The organism is Yoonia rosea (genome assembly GCF_900156505.1).
In the GTDB taxonomy this organism is placed as follows: domain Bacteria; phylum Pseudomonadota; class Alphaproteobacteria; order Rhodobacterales; family Rhodobacteraceae; genus Yoonia; species Yoonia rosea.
The window spans coordinates 590,948-609,623 of record NZ_FTPR01000002.1 but is presented as its reverse complement, the minus strand read 5'-3'; the positions used below and the strand labels follow the sequence as shown (position 1 = coordinate 609,623).

Annotated in this window: 24 protein-coding genes; 17 read left to right on the top strand and 7 right to left on the bottom strand. The window is 57.7% G+C overall.

Annotation, left to right across the window (positions count from 1 at the left end):
- Positions 1 to 32 precede the first annotated feature (32 nt).
- Together ubiE and ubiB are read left to right on the top strand one after the other, a co-directional pair.
- On the top strand, positions 33 to 785 hold the full coding sequence (ubiE, locus tag B0B09_RS14250) for a bifunctional demethylmenaquinone methyltransferase/2-methoxy-6-polyprenyl-1,4-benzoquinol methylase UbiE (protein ID WP_076660603.1): 753 nt from the start codon (positions 33 to 35) through the stop codon (positions 783 to 785).
- A 1-nt stretch (position 786) separates the two neighbouring features.
- Positions 787 to 2,316, top strand: a complete 1,530-nt coding sequence (gene ubiB / locus B0B09_RS14245; RefSeq protein WP_055296919.1) for a 2-polyprenylphenol 6-hydroxylase — start codon at positions 787 to 789, stop codon at positions 2,314 to 2,316.
- Here ubiB and B0B09_RS14240 read toward each other — a convergent pair.
- Complete coding sequence (locus B0B09_RS14240; RefSeq protein WP_076660602.1) at positions 2,313 to 2,978, bottom strand: flagellar hook capping FlgD N-terminal domain-containing protein; 666 nt, start codon at positions 2,976 to 2,978, stop codon at positions 2,313 to 2,315. The two genes, ubiB and B0B09_RS14240, sit on opposite strands and share 4 nt — an antisense overlap.
- Before the next feature lie 9 nt (positions 2,979 to 2,987).
- Positions 2,988 to 4,313, bottom strand: a complete 1,326-nt coding sequence (gene fliK / locus B0B09_RS14235) for a flagellar hook-length control protein FliK (RefSeq protein WP_076660601.1) — start codon at positions 4,311 to 4,313, stop codon at positions 2,988 to 2,990.
- 104 nt (positions 4,314 to 4,417) lie between these two features.
- On the opposite strand from fliK, the gene B0B09_RS14230 reads away from it, so the two are divergent.
- The 6 genes from B0B09_RS14230 (at position 4,418) to B0B09_RS14205 (ending at position 8,465) form a co-directional block, all read left to right on the top strand.
- Complete coding sequence (locus tag B0B09_RS14230; RefSeq protein WP_055296913.1) at positions 4,418 to 4,711, top strand: rod-binding protein; 294 nt, start codon at positions 4,418 to 4,420, stop codon at positions 4,709 to 4,711.
- Complete coding sequence (locus tag B0B09_RS14225) at positions 4,704 to 5,045, top strand: hypothetical protein (protein ID WP_076660600.1); 342 nt, start codon at positions 4,704 to 4,706, stop codon at positions 5,043 to 5,045. The genes B0B09_RS14230 and B0B09_RS14225 overlap by 8 nt, the downstream gene beginning before the upstream one ends.
- 203 nt (positions 5,046 to 5,248) lie before the next feature.
- A complete protein-coding gene (locus B0B09_RS14220) occupies positions 5,249 to 6,787 on the top strand; it encodes a flagellin N-terminal helical domain-containing protein (protein ID WP_076660599.1) in 1,539 nt (512 codons plus the stop codon).
- Between the two features lie 96 nt (positions 6,788 to 6,883).
- The gene (flaF, locus tag B0B09_RS14215) at positions 6,884 to 7,258 is read left to right on the top strand and encodes a flagellar biosynthesis regulator FlaF (RefSeq protein WP_076660598.1); all 375 of its coding nucleotides are present in this window, start codon (positions 6,884 to 6,886) and stop codon (positions 7,256 to 7,258) included.
- A complete protein-coding gene (gene flbT, locus B0B09_RS14210; protein WP_076660597.1) occupies positions 7,258 to 7,662 on the top strand; it encodes a flagellar biosynthesis repressor FlbT in 405 nt (134 codons plus the stop codon). Before flaF ends, flbT begins: the two co-directional genes overlap by 1 nt.
- Entirely contained in the window at positions 7,659 to 8,465 is an 807-nt protein-coding gene (locus B0B09_RS14205) for a DUF1217 domain-containing protein (RefSeq protein WP_076660596.1), read from the top strand. Before flbT ends, B0B09_RS14205 begins: the two co-directional genes overlap by 4 nt.
- Here B0B09_RS14205 and B0B09_RS14200 read toward each other — a convergent pair.
- A complete protein-coding gene (locus tag B0B09_RS14200) occupies positions 8,462 to 9,799 on the bottom strand; it encodes a FliI/YscN family ATPase (protein ID WP_076660595.1) in 1,338 nt (445 codons plus the stop codon). The two genes, B0B09_RS14205 and B0B09_RS14200, sit on opposite strands and share 4 nt — an antisense overlap.
- Before the next feature lie 86 nt (positions 9,800 to 9,885).
- Here B0B09_RS14200 and B0B09_RS14195 point away from each other — a divergent pair, with 86 nt between their 5' ends.
- From B0B09_RS14195 to B0B09_RS14155, 9 genes are read left to right on the top strand one after another with little or no spacing between them, the layout of a single operon-like run.
- Complete coding sequence (locus B0B09_RS14195; RefSeq protein WP_084190850.1) at positions 9,886 to 10,272, top strand: FlgB family protein; 387 nt, start codon at positions 9,886 to 9,888, stop codon at positions 10,270 to 10,272.
- A 9-nt stretch (positions 10,273 to 10,281) separates the two neighbouring features.
- Positions 10,282 to 10,674 (top strand): flagellar basal body rod protein FlgC, encoded by a 393-nt coding sequence (flgC, locus tag B0B09_RS14190; RefSeq protein ID WP_076660593.1) that lies wholly within the window; start codon positions 10,282 to 10,284, stop codon positions 10,672 to 10,674.
- Between the two features lie 10 nt (positions 10,675 to 10,684).
- Positions 10,685 to 10,966 carry a flagellar hook-basal body complex protein FliE gene (fliE, locus tag B0B09_RS14185; protein WP_076660592.1) on the top strand — a complete coding sequence of 94 codons (282 nt, stop codon included), beginning with the start codon at positions 10,685 to 10,687 and terminating at the stop codon, positions 10,964 to 10,966.
- Positions 10,966 to 11,235, top strand: coding sequence for a flagellar biosynthetic protein FliQ (locus tag B0B09_RS14180; protein WP_110549962.1), 270 nt, complete (start codon positions 10,966 to 10,968; stop codon positions 11,233 to 11,235). The genes fliE and B0B09_RS14180 overlap by 1 nt, the downstream gene beginning before the upstream one ends.
- A complete protein-coding gene (locus tag B0B09_RS14175; protein WP_076660590.1) occupies positions 11,235 to 11,951 on the top strand; it encodes a flagellar hook-basal body complex protein in 717 nt (238 codons plus the stop codon). The genes B0B09_RS14180 and B0B09_RS14175 overlap by 1 nt, the downstream gene beginning before the upstream one ends.
- A gap of 12 nt (positions 11,952 to 11,963) precedes the next feature.
- Entirely contained in the window at positions 11,964 to 12,749 is a 786-nt protein-coding gene (gene flgG, locus B0B09_RS14170) for a flagellar basal-body rod protein FlgG (protein ID WP_076660589.1), read from the top strand.
- A complete protein-coding gene (flgA, locus tag B0B09_RS14165) occupies positions 12,746 to 13,162 on the top strand; it encodes a flagellar basal body P-ring formation chaperone FlgA (RefSeq protein WP_311135461.1) in 417 nt (138 codons plus the stop codon). The genes flgG and flgA overlap by 4 nt, the downstream gene beginning before the upstream one ends.
- Entirely contained in the window at positions 13,149 to 13,883 is a 735-nt protein-coding gene (gene flgH, locus B0B09_RS14160) for a flagellar basal body L-ring protein FlgH (RefSeq protein ID WP_076660588.1), read from the top strand. The genes flgA and flgH overlap by 14 nt, the downstream gene beginning before the upstream one ends.
- 18 nt (positions 13,884 to 13,901) lie before the next feature.
- Complete coding sequence (locus B0B09_RS14155; RefSeq protein WP_076660587.1) at positions 13,902 to 14,402, top strand: flagellar basal body-associated protein FliL; 501 nt, start codon at positions 13,902 to 13,904, stop codon at positions 14,400 to 14,402.
- Here B0B09_RS14155 and B0B09_RS14150 read toward each other — a convergent pair.
- From B0B09_RS14150 to flhA, 4 genes are read right to left on the bottom strand one after another with little or no spacing between them, the layout of a single operon-like run.
- Positions 14,390 to 14,767, bottom strand: coding sequence for a hypothetical protein (locus B0B09_RS14150; RefSeq protein ID WP_076660586.1), 378 nt, complete (start codon positions 14,765 to 14,767; stop codon positions 14,390 to 14,392). The two genes, B0B09_RS14155 and B0B09_RS14150, sit on opposite strands and share 13 nt — an antisense overlap.
- The gene (locus B0B09_RS14145; protein WP_076660585.1) at positions 14,767 to 15,846 is read right to left on the bottom strand and encodes an EscU/YscU/HrcU family type III secretion system export apparatus switch protein; all 1,080 of its coding nucleotides are present in this window, start codon (positions 15,844 to 15,846) and stop codon (positions 14,767 to 14,769) included. Before B0B09_RS14145 ends, B0B09_RS14150 begins: the two co-directional genes overlap by 1 nt.
- Positions 15,843 to 16,622 (bottom strand): flagellar biosynthetic protein FliR, encoded by a 780-nt coding sequence (locus B0B09_RS14140; protein ID WP_076660584.1) that lies wholly within the window; start codon positions 16,620 to 16,622, stop codon positions 15,843 to 15,845. The genes B0B09_RS14145 and B0B09_RS14140 overlap by 4 nt, the downstream gene beginning before the upstream one ends.
- Positions 16,622 to 18,652, bottom strand: coding sequence for a flagellar biosynthesis protein FlhA (flhA, locus tag B0B09_RS14135; protein WP_084190866.1), 2,031 nt, complete (start codon positions 18,650 to 18,652; stop codon positions 16,622 to 16,624). Before flhA ends, B0B09_RS14140 begins: the two co-directional genes overlap by 1 nt.
- Between the last annotated feature and the right edge of the window lie 24 nt (positions 18,653 to 18,676).

Sequence of the window (18,676 nt, the reverse complement as noted above, 5' to 3'; positions counted from 1 at the left end):
CTTTCGGGACAGTATTCAGGCGAAAGCATGACATGACCGACAAGGCAGACAATACCACACACTTCGGGTTCGAAACCGTCCGCGAGGATGAAAAAGCTGGCCGCGTGCAAGGCGTGTTCTCGTCCGTGGCGAGCAAGTACGACATTATGAATGACGTGATGTCGGGCGGTGTGCACCGGATCTGGAAAGATGCGATGATGGATTGGCTGGCCCCGCGTCCCGGACAGCGCCTTTTGGATGTGGCTGGCGGGACCGGTGACATCTCGTTCCGCTTTCTGAAACGTGCGGGGCGGGGGCACTCGACCGTGCTCGACATTACCGAATCCATGCTTGTCGAGGGTCGCAAACGGGCCGAGGCCGCGCAGATGTCGGACAGCCTTGATTGGGTTGTGGGCGATGCAATGGCCCTGCCTTTCGAAGCGAACACCTTTGACGTCTACACCATCAGCTTTGGCATCCGGAACGTGACGCGCCCGCAAGGGGCGCTGAACGAGGCCTACCGTGTCCTGAAACCCGGTGGCCGCTTGATGGTGTTGGAGTTCAGCCAACTGCCCAACCCGATGATGCAGGCGGCATATGATGCCTATTCGTTCAACGTGATCCCGCGCATGGGCCAGATGATCGCGGGGGATCGTGACAGCTACCAGTATCTGGTCGAATCAATCCGCAAATTCCCCGATCAGGAAACCTTCCTCGGGATGGTGCGTGAAGCTGGTTTCGGCAACGCCAAGTATCGCAACCTGACAATGGGCGTTGCGGCGCTGCATTCGGGGTGGAAGCTCTAGCATGCGCGGCCCTCACAATATCATCCGCCTGATCCGCACAGGTGCCACATTCGAACGCACGGGTGCGATGAAAGTCGTGCTGGATGCGTTTGATGCGGGGCCGCTGCTGCGCATTACGTTCCGGACATTGGTTTGGCCGTTTCAATGGCTTGGCTACAAAGGCGATGTGTCAATGCCGCCCGCGGTGCGTGCCCTGCAAGCGCTGGGTCCGGCCTATATTAAGTTCGGTCAAATCCTGTCGACCCGCCCCGATGTGGTGGGGGACGAACTGGCGGTGCAATTGCGCGTTCTACAGGACAAACTGCCACCGTTTTCCATGGCAGAGGCGAAAAAGGCGATCCAATCCGAGCTGGGCAGCAGTTTTGATAAACTCTTTTCGACCTTCTCCGAACCGGTCGCAGCTGCCTCGCTCGCCCAGGTGCACAAAGCGCATCTGGCCGACACGGGCGAGGCCGTTGCCGTCAAAATCCTGCGTCCCGGGATTGAGCGCGCGTTCCGGACCGACATTGACGCGTTCTACTTTGCTGCGCGGGCGATCGAGTTTCTGTCGCCCGCATCGCGCCGTTTGCGCCCGATGGATGTGATCACCCATTTCGAAGGCGTGGTCATGGGCGAATTGGACCTGCGATTGGAAAGTTCGGCCGCAGCCGAATTTGCCGCGAATACCGAAAGTGATCCCGGTTTTCAGGTCCCTAAGGTGTATTGGCATCTGTCGGGGCGCCGCGTGATGACGATGGAATGGGCCGAAGGCACGAACATCGGGATGAACGAAGCGCTTGATGCCGCGGGCCACGATCGCGTCGTGTTGGCCACGCGCGTGCTGCAACTTTTCCTGAACCATGCGCTGCGCGACGGCTACTTTCACGGCGACATGCACCAAGGCAACCTGAAGGTTGCGGCCAACGGGGATATCATCGCCTATGATTTCGGCATCATGGGGCGGATTGATGAATATACCCGCCGCGTCTATGCCGAGATCCTTTTCGGCTTTATCCGTAAGGATTACCAGCGCGTCGCAGAGGTGCATTTCGAGGCGGGCTATGTGCCAGCAAACCGCGATGTTGATGAATTCGCCCGCGCTTTGCGCGCAGTGGGCGAGCCGATTTTCGGCATGGACGCGAGCCGTATTTCGATGGCGCGCCTGCTAAGCTATCTGTTTGAAGTCACCGAACGTTTCGGCATGGAAACCCGCACCGAGCTGATTTTGCTCCAACGCACAATGGTGGTGGTCGAAGGTGTGGCCCGGTCACTCGATCCGCGTATGAACATTTGGCATGTCGCAAAACCGGTCGTCGAAGACTACATCAAAGAAAGCATTGGTCCCAAGGCGCTGATACGTGATCTGGCCAAGACCGTGCGGATTCTGTCGCGCTTTGGTCCGCAGTTGCCAAAGCTTGCCGAAGATGCGCTGATCCGGCTCAACAATCCGCCGCCACCGCCCAAACCGCAACGCCGCATCGCACGGTTATCTTGGATGGCGCTTGGCGCGGTTCTGGCAAGTGGCGCGATCTGGGGCATCTCGCTGCTTTAGCTGTCTGCATCACGGAGCGCTGTGACCTGATCGCTTGCCACAGTGATCCCCCCCGTCAGAACCAACATGGTGACGCCCCCCTCAAGCCGTACCTCGTTCACGGTATTATAGGTTGCGACGGGGTTCTGCGCGATCACCTGACCATTCGATTTCGACTGAATTTCGAATTGATAGACCCCCGCTGGCAAGGGCGTGCCATTGGGGCCAACGCCCGCCCATTGCACCGACTCTGCACCAGTCGGGACCGCCTGCCGCTGCACCTCTCCGCCTGCGGCATTGCGCACGACAAGCTCTGCGCTGTCAGAAGCCACGGTTCTGGTCGCAAGCAGTGTCATTGGCTGGCCATTGAAGTAGGCAGGCCCTTCTGTGCGCACCTCTTTGCCGACAAGTGCTGCCATTTCAACCAAACCCCCCGTCGTCATCTGGGTGCTGAGGGACCGCAACAAATCATTCGTCAGCACCGCCTGTTCGACCCCTGAGAAGGTTGCCAGCTGCGTCGCATAGTCGGTCGAATCAATCGGGTTCAGCGGGTCTTGGTACTGCATTTGCGCCGTCAGCATCTTCAAGAAGGTTTCAAAATCAGAACTGATCTGCGCGGTCGCACCTGTCACGCCCGGGTTGGGCGGTGTGACCGTCGTTTGTGAAAGTTGCGTGATATCCATGATTGCTCCTTAAATGCGCAGATCGAGACCACCTGCGGCAACAGCAGGTGTGACTTGGGGGATTGGAACGGTGTCGTGTGTCTCTTGCTCGGCAGGTTGCGCGTCAGGGCTGGCCTCAGGCCGCGCCTGCCCCTTTTGTTCGCCAAACGAGAATGAAATTGACGTATAGCCAAGCTGACGGAACTCCTGCGCCAGCATATCAATGTGCCGCCGCAGCAGATCCTGTGTTTCGGGGCGATCAGCCAACAGGTTCACCGTGATAACACCGTCAGCCGCAGACAGGCTGAGTTTTACCCGCCCTAGTTCTTCCGGATTAAGCGCAATTTCCGTTGTCTTGCCGTTGCTATTCGTGACAGCCACCGCTAACTGCGCGGCCGCCTGCCGCGCTGTTTCTGGTGTCGCAGCAGCAGCCACAGGGACCGAAGTGCCGGCTGCCGTGGTATGCCGTTCGGCAGGCATAGCCGACAAAATACTATCCACATCCGCCGGTTTAAGTGCCTTTTCTGTTATCTCGCGCTGCGCCTGCGTCGCGGCCTGCGCCAAAGCAACGGCTGGCGGCTGTGCCGCAACAACATGCGCGATCGCGGGCGCCGTCGTGTTTGGCGTGGCCCGTGGTGTCGCCTCTTCACGCCGGCGCCGTGGCTGTTCTTCCACGAATTGGAACTGTGGCTTTCGCGTATCTTTGGCCTGATCCACGCTTTCAGCCTTGGGTTTGTCCGGCGTAAGCAAAGGTGTCGCAGCTGGCGGCGCATCCGCCTTTGGGGCGTTGGCCCGTGTTGGCCGTGCCGGTTGCACAGGTGGCGTCTCGGCAAGTCCCTTGAGCGGCAAGCGCCCCTCAATCACAGATTGCGCGATGGACGCGCCTGTTGATTTACTTTCGCGCACCACCGGCGCGGGCTGATCGGGCTGTTTTTCTATGTTCCCTTCGCGTGCAGCCGCGGGCAGCGTCGCGCCCTCACGTAGCAACATGGGCGTTTTTTCTGCCTTTGGGACCGGCAATGCAGGCGCACGATCCTGATCCACTTCTGCCACGTTCACCGGCACGGAAGTTGGCAAAGGGGTTGGCACAGAAATGGGCTGCTCGGCCGCGCGCTGAGCAGCCTTTGTCAGCGCAGGTGCAGGCGCTGCTTCATCAGCGGGCACGTCAGCGTCAACAACAACAGCGGCACCCAAGACGCCGTCACCCGCATCGCTTTGGGCGTCATCGCCCGCCTGCGCTGCCGCCAGCATCATCTCATCGAAGGTCGGGCCATCCGCAGCGGCCATACCGGCCGAGGTTACAGGCAGCGCTTGTGCGGTGGTCGTTCCCGACTGGGAAAGGATCAAGGGAATCATCGGTTCTCCGATTGTGTCTGTTCGATCCTCTGTTTGACGCAAAAAACTTACTGAATGTTTAGGAACGTCAGGCAAATTGCGCGGATCACTAACCGGAGAATCCGATGACAATGATTACTGATCTGCCACCGCCACGGCCCGCGCCCAACCTGCCGGACTTTATTCAGGCTGATGAGAAACTGCGTGATGCCGCCCAAAAGATGGAGGCTACTTTTCTCGCGGAAATGTTGAAATCCGCAGGCGTCGGTAAACCGCGTGACACATTTGGTGGCGGCGCAGGCGAAGAACATTTTGCTTCGTTCCTGAGAGAAGCGCAGGCGCAGGAAATGGTGAAGACGGGGGGAATCGGCTTGGCCGAAGCGCTGTTCGAGGCCATGAAGGTCCGAAGCATTGCTTAATACGGTCGTCACCCAACTACATAAGTTACTGGATCAGGAACGCGAAGCGCTGATTTCGGCGGATTTCGAGGTGTTGGCCACGTTCGTGCAGCAAAAAGAAGACCTGCTGGTACAGCTGGAAAGCACGATTCCAACGAAAGACGTTTTGCGGCCTCTGCGTCAAAAGATGGACGAGAATCTTGCGCTGTTGGCGGCTGCAATCAAAGGGGTCGCCGCCGCGGGCGAGCGTCTTGCCGCACTTCAGAACGTGAAAAGCGGTTTGAGCGTTTATGACAACGCAGGCCGTCTTGAACATGTCCGCACCCAGAACCCAGCACTCGAGAGAAAGGCCTGATTTCAGTCAAATTCTCTTTATTTTGAAGGGTTGAGTTAAGAGGTTGTTCAGCCTGGATTGGCTATTCATGCCCCATCGCCACAAAGGCGCACCGGTACGAAGTCACCGGTGATTTCCGTCAGAATGACGCATCGCACCGCAGTAAATTTGCGGAGTTTCCAACCAACCCGGTGCAAAGCGCCACACATGAAGGACCATAACTTATGTCCAGTATTTTGACCAACAACAGCGCAATGGTTGCGCTGCAAACGCTCAAGTCGATCAACAACGATCTCTCCAAAACACAATCAATGATCTCAACCGGTAAAGATGTCGCTTCGGCCAAGGACAATTCGGCCGTTTGGGCGATTTCCAAGGTGATGGAATCAGACGTCAAAGGCTTTAAAGCCATTTCCGAGAGCCTGTCTTTGGGTGAATCCTCTGTCGCAGTTGCCCGCAACGGGGCAGAAACGGTGACAGACCTGCTCAACAACATGAAAGAAAAGATCGTTGCAGCGCAGGGCGAGAACGTCGATCGCACAAAACTCCAGTCGGATGTAAAGGCGATCTCTGACCAGATCGCATCGGTGGTTGGTGCGGCGCAGTTCAACGGGTTGAACATGCTGTCCGGCACGCAAAGCGTGAATATTCTGTCCTCACTGGATCGTTCCAGCGATGGCACGGTCGCACCGTCCAACATCACAGTCGACCGCCAGGACCTGAGCACCGATGCGGGTGTCTACGGGACCGGGGCAACGCTGGCTGACAACGTGACAACCACACTTGGGGGCAACCTTGCCGCTGACGGCACCGGCGACGCATTCTCGAATGGTGCAAACATTCTGGAAGCAACAGTTGCAGGTACAATTGTTGCCGGCCAGACTTATAACTTCCAGATCGCGGGCGAAACCGTCAGCTTTACAACCACGACGACAGCCACCGATGACTTGGCGGCCGGCTTGACTGCCGCGATCAACGCAGCAGGCATTGAAGACATCACAGCAGATGTAACCGCATCAGTGATTTCGATCAGCTCGACCTCGAAGTTCGATGACGTCCAAGTCAATACAAGCGGCAACGGCGCTGCGACTTTTGCCCTCCAGGCAAATGGCGTGACAGCGGCGGCGGCAACAACAAATACGCAGACGATCAACGCCCGCGCGTCCGAGCTCGCGTTTTCAACGACGGCAGGTGTTTCCGAAGGTGACAGCTACCGCGCGAGCATTGGTGGCGTAAGCTATGACTATATCGCAGGCCCGAACGAGACCTTCGAAGATGTCGCGCGTGGTTTGAAGACTGTCATTGACGGAGCGGGTATTGAAAATATCTCGACACGCGTGACGCAGGATGAAGCAACAGGCGCATGGATCCTGCAAATCGACAATGATGGCGCCGCTCAGACCCTCACAGACGATGGTGCTGCAGGTGGTACAGCAACTGGTGGGCTCGTTGGGCTGGATAAACTGGACGTGACGACAGATGAAGGCGTGGCTGCGGCCCTTGCCAACATCGAAACATATATCGACACAACAATTGATGCCGCTGCATCTTTTGGTTCCAGCCAAGGCCGGATCGAAACCCAGTCAGACTTTATCTCGAAGCTGACAGATTCGCTCCGGTCCGGCATCGGTGCGTTGGTTGACGCTGATATGGAAGAAACATCAGCACGCCTGCAGGCGTTGCAGGTCCAGCAGCAGTTGGGTGTGCAATCACTCTCGATTGCGAACCAGGCGCCGCAGACCATCTTGTCTTTGTTCCGGTAAAAACAAGCGGTGGCGCCATCACATTGGCGCCACCCTTATCCTCATGGCCACGATAAAATCGGGCCTCGTCCACATTGCGCCGGAAAGGACCCACGCGTGAACGTTATTGAACAAGCCCAGCAAGGCTATGCCCCTACACAATTTGCCATCCGCACGACGCGCTCAGTCGAGGCACAACTGATTACACAGATTACGTCACGCCTCCAAAAGCTGCGCAACGCCAGTCGCCAGGATTTCCCGAAACTGATGGCCGCGCTGCATGACAACCGCCGCATGTGGAACACGATGGCGATTGACGTGGCTGACAAGGGCAATGCCCTTCCAAAGGAATTGCGCGCCCAGATCTTCTATCTCGCTGAGTTTACCGACCTGCACACCCAGCAGATTATTCGCAAAAAAGCCGACATTGCTGCGCTGATTGATATCAACATGGCTGTACTCCGCGGCCTTAATGGGCAGGAGCGGGTTTGATGTCGGGCCTTGTGCTCAAATTGAACCCAAGAGAGCGGGTTTTGGTGAATGGTGCCGTCATTGAAAACGGCGACCGTCGGAGCAGGCTATCGATCCTGACGCCGAACGCGAATATCTTGCGCCTGCGCGATGCGATCCGCCCGGATGAGGTCAACACACCTGTGCGCCGGGTCTGTTACATCGCACAACTCGTATTGTCTGGTGACGTGGAAGAGGAAGATGCGAAATTGCAAATCCTACGCGGAATCGAGCAATTGAGCCAAGCACTCCGTGATGATGACAGCCGCACCCATCTTGATCATGCGACCGAGGCGGTTGGCCGTCTGGATTTCTATCGCGCTCTCAAATCACTGCGCAATCTGCTGCAACGTGAGGCGCGTCTTTTGGGGACAGCACCACAATGAGTTTCCAACCTGTCCTCCCCCTGACGGGCTATGTTGGCTGGCGTTTTTTGGAAAGGACTGCCGAGGCGCAAGAAACAGCCTTTGCCGAAAGCCGCCCGATCCAGCGCGCAACCGATTACTTTCGCGAAAACATCGGATCAGTGCGCACCGCCGCTGATCTGGTCGGCGACCGCCAGCTTTTGGCGGTCGCCCTTGGTGCCTTTGGACTGGATGAAGATATCAACAACCGTGCGTTCATCCAGAAAATATTGGAAGATGGCACCACGGCAGATGACGCACTTGCCAATCGTCTGGCCGATAACCGCTATGCGGACTTCAGCCGCGCGTTCGGTTTCGGGGACAGCGCCATACCGAACACCGTATTCAGCAGTTTTGCCGGAGATATCGTTGACCGGTTCGAAAGCCAGCAATTCGCCCGCGCGATCGGCGATCAGAACAACGACCTGCGTCTGGCGCGCAATGTCAATTCCGGCCTTGCGGATGTCCTTGATCGGACGTCAACCAACAACGGCCAATGGTTTGCGATCATGGGAAACGCCCCGCTTCGGTCTGTTTTTCAAACGGCGCTCGGGCTGCCTGAAAGCATTTCAAGCATTGATATTGATAGGCAGCGCGAGATTTTCCAAGAGCGGGCAAGGTCGGTTCTTGGGACAGATGATTTGTCACAGATTGCGACCCCTGCAGAAGAGGAAAAGCTGATCCGCTTGTTTCTGATCCGCTCGGAAGCCAATGCAATCGCGACCACCTCGGCGGGGGCGACGGCTCTGGCGTTGTTGCAAGCAGCGCCAAGGCTTTTCGGTTAGGGCGTTTCGGACCGCATGGGCGATGCTGTAATCGCCTGCCGCAGCTTGGCGAAATGCGCCAGCGTACCGCGTGCATCCTTGATCTTCTGAAAATCCTCTAGCGCTGGTGCTGTCGCAATCGCTGCATCCAGCGCCGCGTCAGACCCAGCCACATAAAGCCCTGCCTGCACCATCATTTCAGAGCGTGCATAGGTCCCCAGAAGCGATCGTGCCTTGGCAATAATCTCATTCTCTTTGTCGTTCGCTGCCGCGGGCAAAGCGCGTGAGACCGACCTGACCACATCGACAGCGGGAAAGCGCCCGCGTTCGGCAATCGTCCGGTCCAGCACAATGTGCCCGTCCAAGACTCCACGCAGCATATCCGCCACGGGTTCATCCATATCTGAGCCTGCGACCAAGACTGAGAAAACCGCAGTAATATCGCCCGCATCCCCAACACCGGGCCCCGCCCGTTCGCAAAGCCGCGCAATTGCCGGACCGGTCGAGGCGGGGTATCCGCGCAAATTGGCGTTTTCGCCGCTTGCGACCGCCAGTTCGCGATGGGCTTCGCAGAACCGCGTCACCGAATCAATCAAAAGCAGGACGTGCTGGCCTGCGTCTCGAAAGTGTTCCGCGACAGCCATCGCCGAAAGCGCACAGCGCCGCCGCACCTGCGGACCAGTATCCGAGGTGGCCGCCACGACAACAGCGCGCTTCATACCCTCTGGGCCCAACACCTCTTGCACGAAATGCCCCACCTCTCGCCCGCGTTCACCAACAAGTGCGATGACGATGACATCGGCCTCAACCCCGCGCGCAAGGTCAGCCAGCAGTGTGGATTTCCCCACACCGGAGCCTGCAAAAAGCCCGATCCGTTGGCCGCGCACCAAGGGCAGCAGCGTGTTAAACACCGCCAGCCCCGTTTCCAGCCGCGCACCCAATGGCCGCCGCAGATGGGACGCAGGTGGTGCTGCGTTGAGATCGCAAGCCTGCAAACCAGGCAACAATGGCCACCCATCAAGTGGCTGACCATCTGGGTCAATGACGCGCCCGATCCATCCACGATGTGGCGCGAGTTGCGGTGCGGGAAAAAAAACCACCGGATCGTTTATTGACACGCCATCGGTCGTACCATCCAGCATCAGATGCGCCCCGCTTTGATCAAGTTTCACCACCTCGCCGCGCCGCCGGGTCTTTTGGGTATGAATGACGCCACGGTCACCAACACGCAGATCGTTCGCCGCACGCGCGCAATGCACAGTCCCGGAGGAGACCCCGACGACATGCCCCGCTTTATGCGTTTGTGCGCAGGCTTCAATCGCCTGACGCATCTGATCGAGAAGGTTTTCTTGCATTAAGGTTATCCGATTAAATGCCACACACTTCTTTTTAAGGAATCACCCTTAATCCTTCGTTGAAACCAAACGAGGGAGAATCCCCGATGTACAATTCCCTGGATATTTTCCAGACAGCGGGCGCCATGGCGCGTCACGCAGGTGCCAGACAGGCCGTGGTCGCGCGCAATATTGCAAACGCAGACACGCCTGATTTTCAGGCGCAATCAATTGCTGCTTTCAAAGATGTCTATGCCGGGACTGCCACGACGACCATGCGTGTCACGCGCCCCGGGCATATTGGTGGCCAGATGGGACAACCCGCAATGGATCTGCGGCATACCGTGACCGGTGAACCCTCACCCAACGGCAACAGCGTCTCCATTGAGGATGAAATGCTGCGCGCCGTTGAAGTGAGCCGTGAACACAACCGCGCCCTGACCATCTATCGCCACGCGATGACAGTCCTGCGCACCAGTCTTGGCAGAAATTAAGGAGGCAAAATGACCGATTTCAGTGATGCCATTTCCGTTGCAACCAGCGGAATGAAAGCACAGGCCAGCCGTTTGCGGCACGTGTCCGAGAATATCGCCAATACCGACACACCCGGTTACCGGCGCAAGGCGATTACCTTTGAAGAGATGGTCAATCTGGGCCGCCCTACCGGTGAAGTCGCAGTTGGCCAGGTCAGGCTGGACCGATCCGAGCTGAGCCGGATTTATGACCCTGCCCACCCCATGGCCGACGCGGCAGGATATTACCAAGGCTCAAACGTCAATCTGCTGATTGAAATCGCCGACGCGCGTGAAGCGCAGCGCAGCTATGAAGCCAACCTCAAAATGTTTGATCAGGTGCGACAGATGTCAACGGCCCTGATGGATCTCTTGCGTAGATAAGGAAAATACCATGGATATCAGTGCACTCGTCGCCCAGAATTATGCCGCGAGCAAATCCGTCACCGCGCCCGAGGCCGGTGGCGCAGGGGCCGCTTTTGGTGCTGCCGCCGATAGCTTTCTCGCCACCATGCAGGCAAGCGAAAACACCGCAATGCAGGCGATGACCAGCGGGGCTGATCCCCATGCGCTGGTCGAGGCTTTGGCGCAAACCGAATTGGCCGTGCAAACGGCAGTAACGGTGCGGGACCGCGTGGTCGAAGCCTATCAAGAAATCCTGCGGATGCCTGTCTGATGAGTGATGCGCTTTTCTATGACACCCTGCGACAGGGGCTTTGGGTGACCTTTGTTATCTCTGTGCCGATTCTGACAGTGGCGCTGGCTTCGGGGTTGATTGTGGGTCTGTTTCAGGCCCTGACGTCCATTCAGGAAATGACGCTTACATTTGTGCCGAAACTGGCGGCAATCGTCGTGACCTTCTGGGTCACTATGGCGTTCATGACAGAGGCCCTCGTCGCACTGTTTCAAACAACACTGATCCCGATCATTTCAAGGGGCTTCTGATGGACAATGCGTCATATACCGCGCTGACGCGGCAGTCAGGCTTGCTGCAGGAAATGCAATTGCTGGCCAACAATATCGCCAACGCATCCACCACGGGCTTTCGGGCCGAGGGCATCTTGTTTGCCGAACATATCAAAGCGCTGGGGCCAGACAGCCCTTCGCTTTCGATGGCGAGCGCCGGAGTGCGCAACACAGTGATGACACAAGGCACATTGGCGCAAACCGGCGGCACCTTCGATCTGGCGATTGAAGGGGATGGGTTCTTTCTGGTTGAAACACCGGATGGCCCGCGCCTGACACGGGCCGGCGCCTTTGGACCCGACGCAAACGGGACACTTGTCACACCCGAGGGCCATGCCGTTCTGGATGCAGGCGGCGCGCCTGTTTTCGTCCCTCAGGGGCTTGGTCCTGTTGGCATTGGTGCTGACGGCATCATCAGCGCAGGTGGGCAACCGGTGGGACAAATAGGATTGGTCCTGCCCGTTGATCCGACACAAATGGTCCGCGAAGGCAGCGTGCTGTTCGACGCGCAGGGCGGATTTGAACAGGCCGTCGATGGCCGCGTGCTGCAAGGGTTTCTGGAGGGCTCAAACGTGAACCCGATCCTTCAGGTCGGTCGGATGATCGAAGTCCAGCGCGCCTATGAGTTGGGCCAGAGCTTTCTCGACAAAGAAGATGAACGCATCCGCAGCGTCATTCAGGCCATTCGCACATAAAGGAGACGATTGATGCGCGCACTACAGATTGCAGCGGCAGGCATGACTGCCCAGCAAATGCGGGTTGAAGTGATTTCAAACAACCTCGCGAATATGAACACCACGGGGTATAATGCACGACGGGCGGAATTCGCGGACCTGCATTATCAACAAGTGGCTCGGCCCGGCACGATCAATGCCTCTGACGGCACAGTCCTGCCCACCGGCGTGCAGCTTGGGCTGGGCGTCCGGGCAAGCGCGGTTTCGGTGATGCTCAGCCAAGGCGCGCTGGGGGCCACAGGTGGCGATCTCGACCTTGCGATTGAGGGCGATGGTTATCTGGAAGTGACCCTGCCGTCCGGTGCGTCGGCCTATACGCGCGATGGCGCGCTGAAGCTTACAGGCGACGGGCTGATTGTGACGTCCGATGGGTATCCTGTTGTGCCCGATCTGACGATCCCGCGCGATACACGGTCGATCTCGATCAATGCCGACGGCGAGGTTTACGGCTATTTCATTGATGAAATCCAGCCGCAACTCTTGGGCCAATTCAGCTTGGCAGGCTTTACCAACCCAAAGGGACTTGAGGCGATTGGATCAAACCTGTTTTTGGAAACCCCCGCATCAGGCCCTTCGGTCGTTGCGGCACCGGGTGAGGACGGATTGGGCGTCTTGCGTCAGGGCTATCTTGAGGACAGTTCGGTCGATCCCGTGCGCGAAGTCACCGACCTGATCGAGGCACAGCGCGGGTATGAGCTCAATTCCAAGGTTATCACCGCCGCCGACCAAATGCTGAGTGCGATGGTGCAGTTGCGGTGATCCGGCTGGCTTTCATATCCGCGATGATCGCAGCCCCTGTAGCGGCCGAGACCGTGGTCGCAACCCGCACGATCCCCGCGCAAACCGTGATTTCAGCCGACGATATCCGCATCGTCGGTGATCCCACCGGCGAGGCGCTACAAGAGGCGCAAAACATGATTGGCATGGAGGCACGCGTGGCCCTTTTTGCAAACCGGCCCATCCAGTCCGGCAACATCGGCCCGCCCGCTGTTGTCGAGCGCAATGAAATCATCCCGCTTCTGTTTGAAAGAAACGGTCTGACGATCTCGACCGATGGCAGGGCGCTGGGGCGGGCCGGGCCCGGTGATATTATTCGGGTCATGAACCTTGGATCGCGCACAACAGTCACGGCGCGGATCAGCAGTGATGGGGTGGCATATGTTCAAAGGTAAATCGGCAGCGGCGCTTCTTGCGGTACTGATCGCGGGCTGCGGTAGCAGCGATATCGGCCAACCCCCACGGTTTTCACCCTCGGCCGAAAACACCGAACGCGCAGCCATTCTGAACCCCGCCATGCCAATACCGGTTTCGGCACGGGTTCTGGGGCCATCCTCGCATGCCTCACTCTGGACCGGTGCGCGCGGGTCGCTGCTCGGTGATCGCCGTGCAATGCAACGCGGTGACATCATGACGGTCGTTATTGAAATTGATGACCGTGCGGAAATCTCGAACTCAAGCGATCGGTCGCGCTCGGCGTCGCAACAAGCGGGCGTGCCCCAGCTCTTGGGTATCCCACAGCGGCTTGATGCGCGGCTGCCGGAGGGCGCGTCATCTGCGGCTATCGTCGACCTGAATTCGCAAAGTTCCGCGTCAGGCGACGGCACGGTGCGCCGCAACGAAAGGCTGACGTTGCGGGTTGCTGTCACGGTCACGGACGTCCTGCCAAACGGTGTATTGGCGATTGTGGGCCAGCAAGAAGTGCGGGTGAATTTCGAACTGCGCGAACTGATCGTGACGGGCTATGTGCGCCCCGAAGACATCACACGGCAGAACGAAATCACTTATGATAAAATCGCCTCGGCAAGGATTTCCTACGGGGGGCGCGGCCAGATCACGGACATGCAACAACCCCGCCTTGGACATCAGTTGCTTGAATCCATCCTGCCATTTTAACAAAGGTCAAAGCATCACATGAAAGCTATTTTGATTCCTGTCATTCTGCTGCTCGGCGGAACCGGCGCCGGTGCCGGCGCTGGGTTCTTTCTGATGCCGCCGAAACAGGAGGATGCAGAAAGCGCACTTGACTGTCCAACACCCGAAGCGGCAATCGAGACATCTGCTGTGCCAGATCCTGCTGCCGCTTCGCCCGAGCGGGAATATGTGAAACTGAACAACCAGTTCATTATCCCCGTTGTGGAAGACGAGTTGGTTGCCGCTCTGGTCGTCATGTCGCTGAACCTTGAGGTGACCATGGGAAGCCGCACCGCCATTTTTGCCGCAGAACCTAAATTGCGAGACCGCTTTCTGCAGGTGATGTTTGATCATGCCAACAACGGTGGCTTTTCAGGGAATTTTACGACGGGTACAAAGATGCGTTCCTTGCGCAACGAATTGCTGCGTGTGGCCCAAGATGTCAGTGGTCCCGACGTCACAGACGTTTTGGTCATCGATCTTGTCCGTCAGGATTCGTAGCGCGGGCGCCGTTGCGTTAACTGCACCTTTTTCAATAGCTGTTGGGCCGCCTGATCCTGGCCGAAGGACCTCTTCACCCTTGCCAGACAGTCAGACTTCTGCGCCAAAATCTGGGCAAGTTCGGTGTTGATCGCCTTGCGCCGTTGATCCACCCAGGCATGCCATTGCACATCGGCCCCTGCGATCGTAGCGGGATCATCCGCTTTGATCACAGATGCCACACGCGCATTACGTTGCTGCACCAGGTCTTGCAGGTTCTTGCGTAGATCGCGTTCTTTTGCGTGCAGCTGCGCCAATCGCGCCTGATCGGCCTGAAACCGCAGTGCGGAAATCTCTACCAATGCCTTGATGCGATCTTCCTGCATTACCTGCGGGTAGCCTTTCTGCGCATGCCTTCGGCAAACCGGATTGCCGCAGCCACGGCGCGATAGTGATCTTGCGAAATCTCCTGCCCCAGATCGACCTCTGCATGGAGCGCACGGGCCGTGGGGGGGTCCGAATGTACCGGCACGCCATGTTCCTGCGCCAGTTCACGGATGCGCGCGGCGACCTCGTCAACGCCTTTGGCCACACAGATGGGCGCGCGTCCTGTGGACTGATCCCATTTGAGTGCGACAGCATAGTGTGTCGGGTTCACGACCACGACATCCGCGGTCGCGACATCCTGCAGCATCTTGTTTGTTGCAATCTCCTGTCCGCGCTGGCGGCGCTGTTGTTTGATAAAGGGATCACCCTCGGATTGCTTGAGTTCATCCATCAATTCCTTGCGGCTCATCCGGTTTTTCCGGATGTGTTCAGCGCTTTGCCACATGAAATCAACACCGCCCAAAACCAGCGCAACAAGCAAGACAATCGCCATGATCACAACGAGCATACGACCCAATTCCGCCAGAATAAGACGCGGCGGCAACTGCATGCTGCCAATGATCTGCTCAATCTGGCCCACCAGAAAAAAACCCAGGATCACACAGTAAATGATCAGTTTCGAACTGCTCTTGGCAAACTCGAACAGGCCTTGCCGCCCGAGTTTATTCTTGACGCCCGAAATCGGTGAGATCCGGTCTAGCTTGGGCGCGACTTTGCTGGCTGTGAACAAAAAACCGCGCTGCAAAGCCACGCTGACAAGCGCAAAAATTGCGGGCACCCCGAACCACGGGGCGACCGCCCAAATGATCTGCTGTTGAATGCCACCATGCAGGGCCGCACCACCGCCCGCAAAGATGACCGCAGACAGGTCGTTGGACTGTCCCAGAAGAACCGTAAGTGTCGTGGCAAGATCGTCCAGCACCGGCGGCCCAATCGTCAGCATCACCAACAAAAGCCCCCCATAGGCCGCCGCTGTTGTCAGATCGGCCGAGCGCGCGATTTCACCCTTCTTGCGCGCATCATCGAGCTTTTTCTGTGTCGGCTCGTATTGTTTGTCGCTGTCTTCTTCCTCGCTCATGGCATGGACCCGAAGGGCATTTCCATGAAGGCGGAAAAGGCTGCCAGCCAAATGGCCAACATGATCGGCGCAGCAAGGAAGAACAGCAAAAGCCCCCCAGCGGTCAGTGCAGGCGCGCCGACAAATGACACCATCAACTGGGGCATGGCGCGGTTGATGACGCCCAGCACAACATTATACACCAGCGAGGCAATCAGAAAGGGTGCCGCCAGAATAAAGCCCAAGGTAAACGTGCGCGCCACTTCGGCCACCCCGACCTCGGCCACCAGAGCGGGCTGCAAGGCAACACCAAAGGGAACCAAGACATAACTATGGATCATGTAACTGGCCACCTGCACATGCAGCCCGGACAAAGCAGCAAGCGCAGTACCTGCAACCACCAGCATATGGCCAATCGCAGGTTGCGGATCGACGACCGCAGTCCCACCGAAAATCTGTGACAACGATGTCGCCTGCGCCGCAATTGACCCTGCAATCTGGAGAACCAGAATAAAGAACCGCAGGAAGAGACCAAAAAACAGCCCCGTCAGCGCCTCCATACCCAACAAACCGAAGGCGGCCAACATGGATGCGGGCGGCGCCGGGATCGTCTGCACCACGGTAGGCGCAACAATCAGGGTGAACATGACTGCCAGAACCAAACGCACGCGTGTGGGCACCGGCTGATCCCCGAAGGCGGGCAAAACAGCCATGAACGCCCCCAGACGGGTGAAGACAGCAAAGCCGCTCCAGAGCGCGGATTGCGAATAGGGCAGCAATTCTAACAAGAGCTCCATCACGCAGGGACCAGTCCAACAAGCGCGGGCCGCGCATCAATGCCGATTTCCTCAAAGGATAGAACCGGGTTCATAATTCCCTTGGCCGCCATAACCGTACGCAAAAAACGCCTCCGGCGTGTCGATGTCACGACTGCGGCATAAGCACCGGCATTCGCGGCCTGCCCCAGCTTTTCCGCGATCCCGTCGGCCAGCCGGTTAAAGCTCTCGGGCGGCAGGGCCACGTCACCGCCGCCGCGGTCGGTGCGTATTTCATAGGTGGCAAAGGTATCTTCCCACTCAGGTGCCAGCTGCACCAAAGGGATTGTCCCGTCTGGTCTGCGCATCTTGGCCACAAGCTGAAACCCAAGCCGCTGGCGCACATGTTCAGCAATCGCATCGGCGCTTTGGAACAGCTGCCGTCCCTCCGCGACAGCCTCGATGATAAGCCCGAGATTGCGGATCGAAACCCGCTCTTCCAGCAGCAAGCGCAAGACCGACAACAGCACATCAAGCGGTACTTTGTCAGGAACCAGTTCATCCAGCATCCGTCGATTAGCTGCCGCACGATCCGGATCGCTCAGGTTCGTCATTTCATCCAGCCGCCGCCGCAGGGCCTTGAATGTCAGCAAGCGGGCGAAATTTCGTTTCACGATTTCAAGCAGATGCGTCGCCAGTACTTCTGCCGGTTGCACCGTGGTCAAGCCAGCAACAGCCGCCTTTTCCTGATCCGATGGATCAATCCACCGTGCGGGCGCACCATAAACCGGCTCATTCACCACCTCCCCCGGCATATCGCTGGCACCGCTATCGTTCATCAATGCCAGGATCTGGTTTGGTTGCAGCCGATCACGTACCTGCTCAACACCCTGAATATGAACGACGTAGTATCCGGGCGGCAGTGCGGGATTATCGGTCAACCTGATTTCAGGCAACATGACCCCGAATTCGCTGGCAACGTGGCTGCGCATATTCGCGATCCGCGCATCCAGTCCGGTACCCGGATCAAGCACCATATCAACAAGGTCTGGGGCGAATTCGACGTGAATATCATCAAGATCGAGCATATCACCGAGCGAATTCTGAACAGGTTTTTCGGCGGCCGGCTGCTCAATATCCGCAAGCCCATCGGCCTTGCGTTGAGCAGAGGATGCCATCGCAAAAGCGCAACCGCCCAACGCAATTGCGCCAAGCATGAACGGAATAAATGGCAGACCCGGCACAAGGGCGAGCAGCGCCATCAGGATGCCCACAGTCATCAGCGCCGCCGGATGACGACCAAGCTGTGTCACCAGTGCAAGGTCTGTCGCACCCGTTGCACCACCGCGGGCCAAAAGCAGCGCAGACGCAATGGAAATCACCACTGCAGGGATTTGTGAGACGAGACCATCGCCCACCGTCAAAATGGAATATGTCTCGAATGCACGACCGACCGGCATATCATGGACGGTAATACCGACAATCAGCCCCACAATCAGGTTGAGCGCTGTGATCAAAAGGCCTGCGATTGCATCGCCTTTCACAAATTTCGATGCCCCGTCCAATGAGCCAAAGAACGTTGTTTCGGCCTGTTCGCGCTCGCGTCTTTCTTTGGCTTCATTGTGGTCGATCGCGCCGGCAGCCACATCGCTATCAATCGCGAGCTGCTTGCCCGGCATCGCATCAAGTGCAAAACGCGCACCGACTTCGGCCATGCGCGTGGCCCCTTTGTTGATTACTACAAAGTTGACAATCAACAGGACACAAAAAATCACGATACCAAGGATAACGCTGCCTCCCATGACAAACATAGCGAAGCCTTCAATCACTTCGCCGGCAGCATCTGTACCGGTATGGCCTTCACCGATGATCAGTTTTGTCGAGGAAACGTTCAACGATAGACGCAGGATCAATGAAGCAAGAAGGACCGTCGGGAAAGCCGAGAAATCAAGTGGTCGATCGATAAATAGCGTTACCGTGAACATCAGGATCGCCAGCGCGAAAGACGCCGCAAGACCGATATCCAAAACCCAGGACGGCATGGGCAGGATCATCATCACGATCACAGCCATAAGGGCCACCGCCAGCAGGATCGT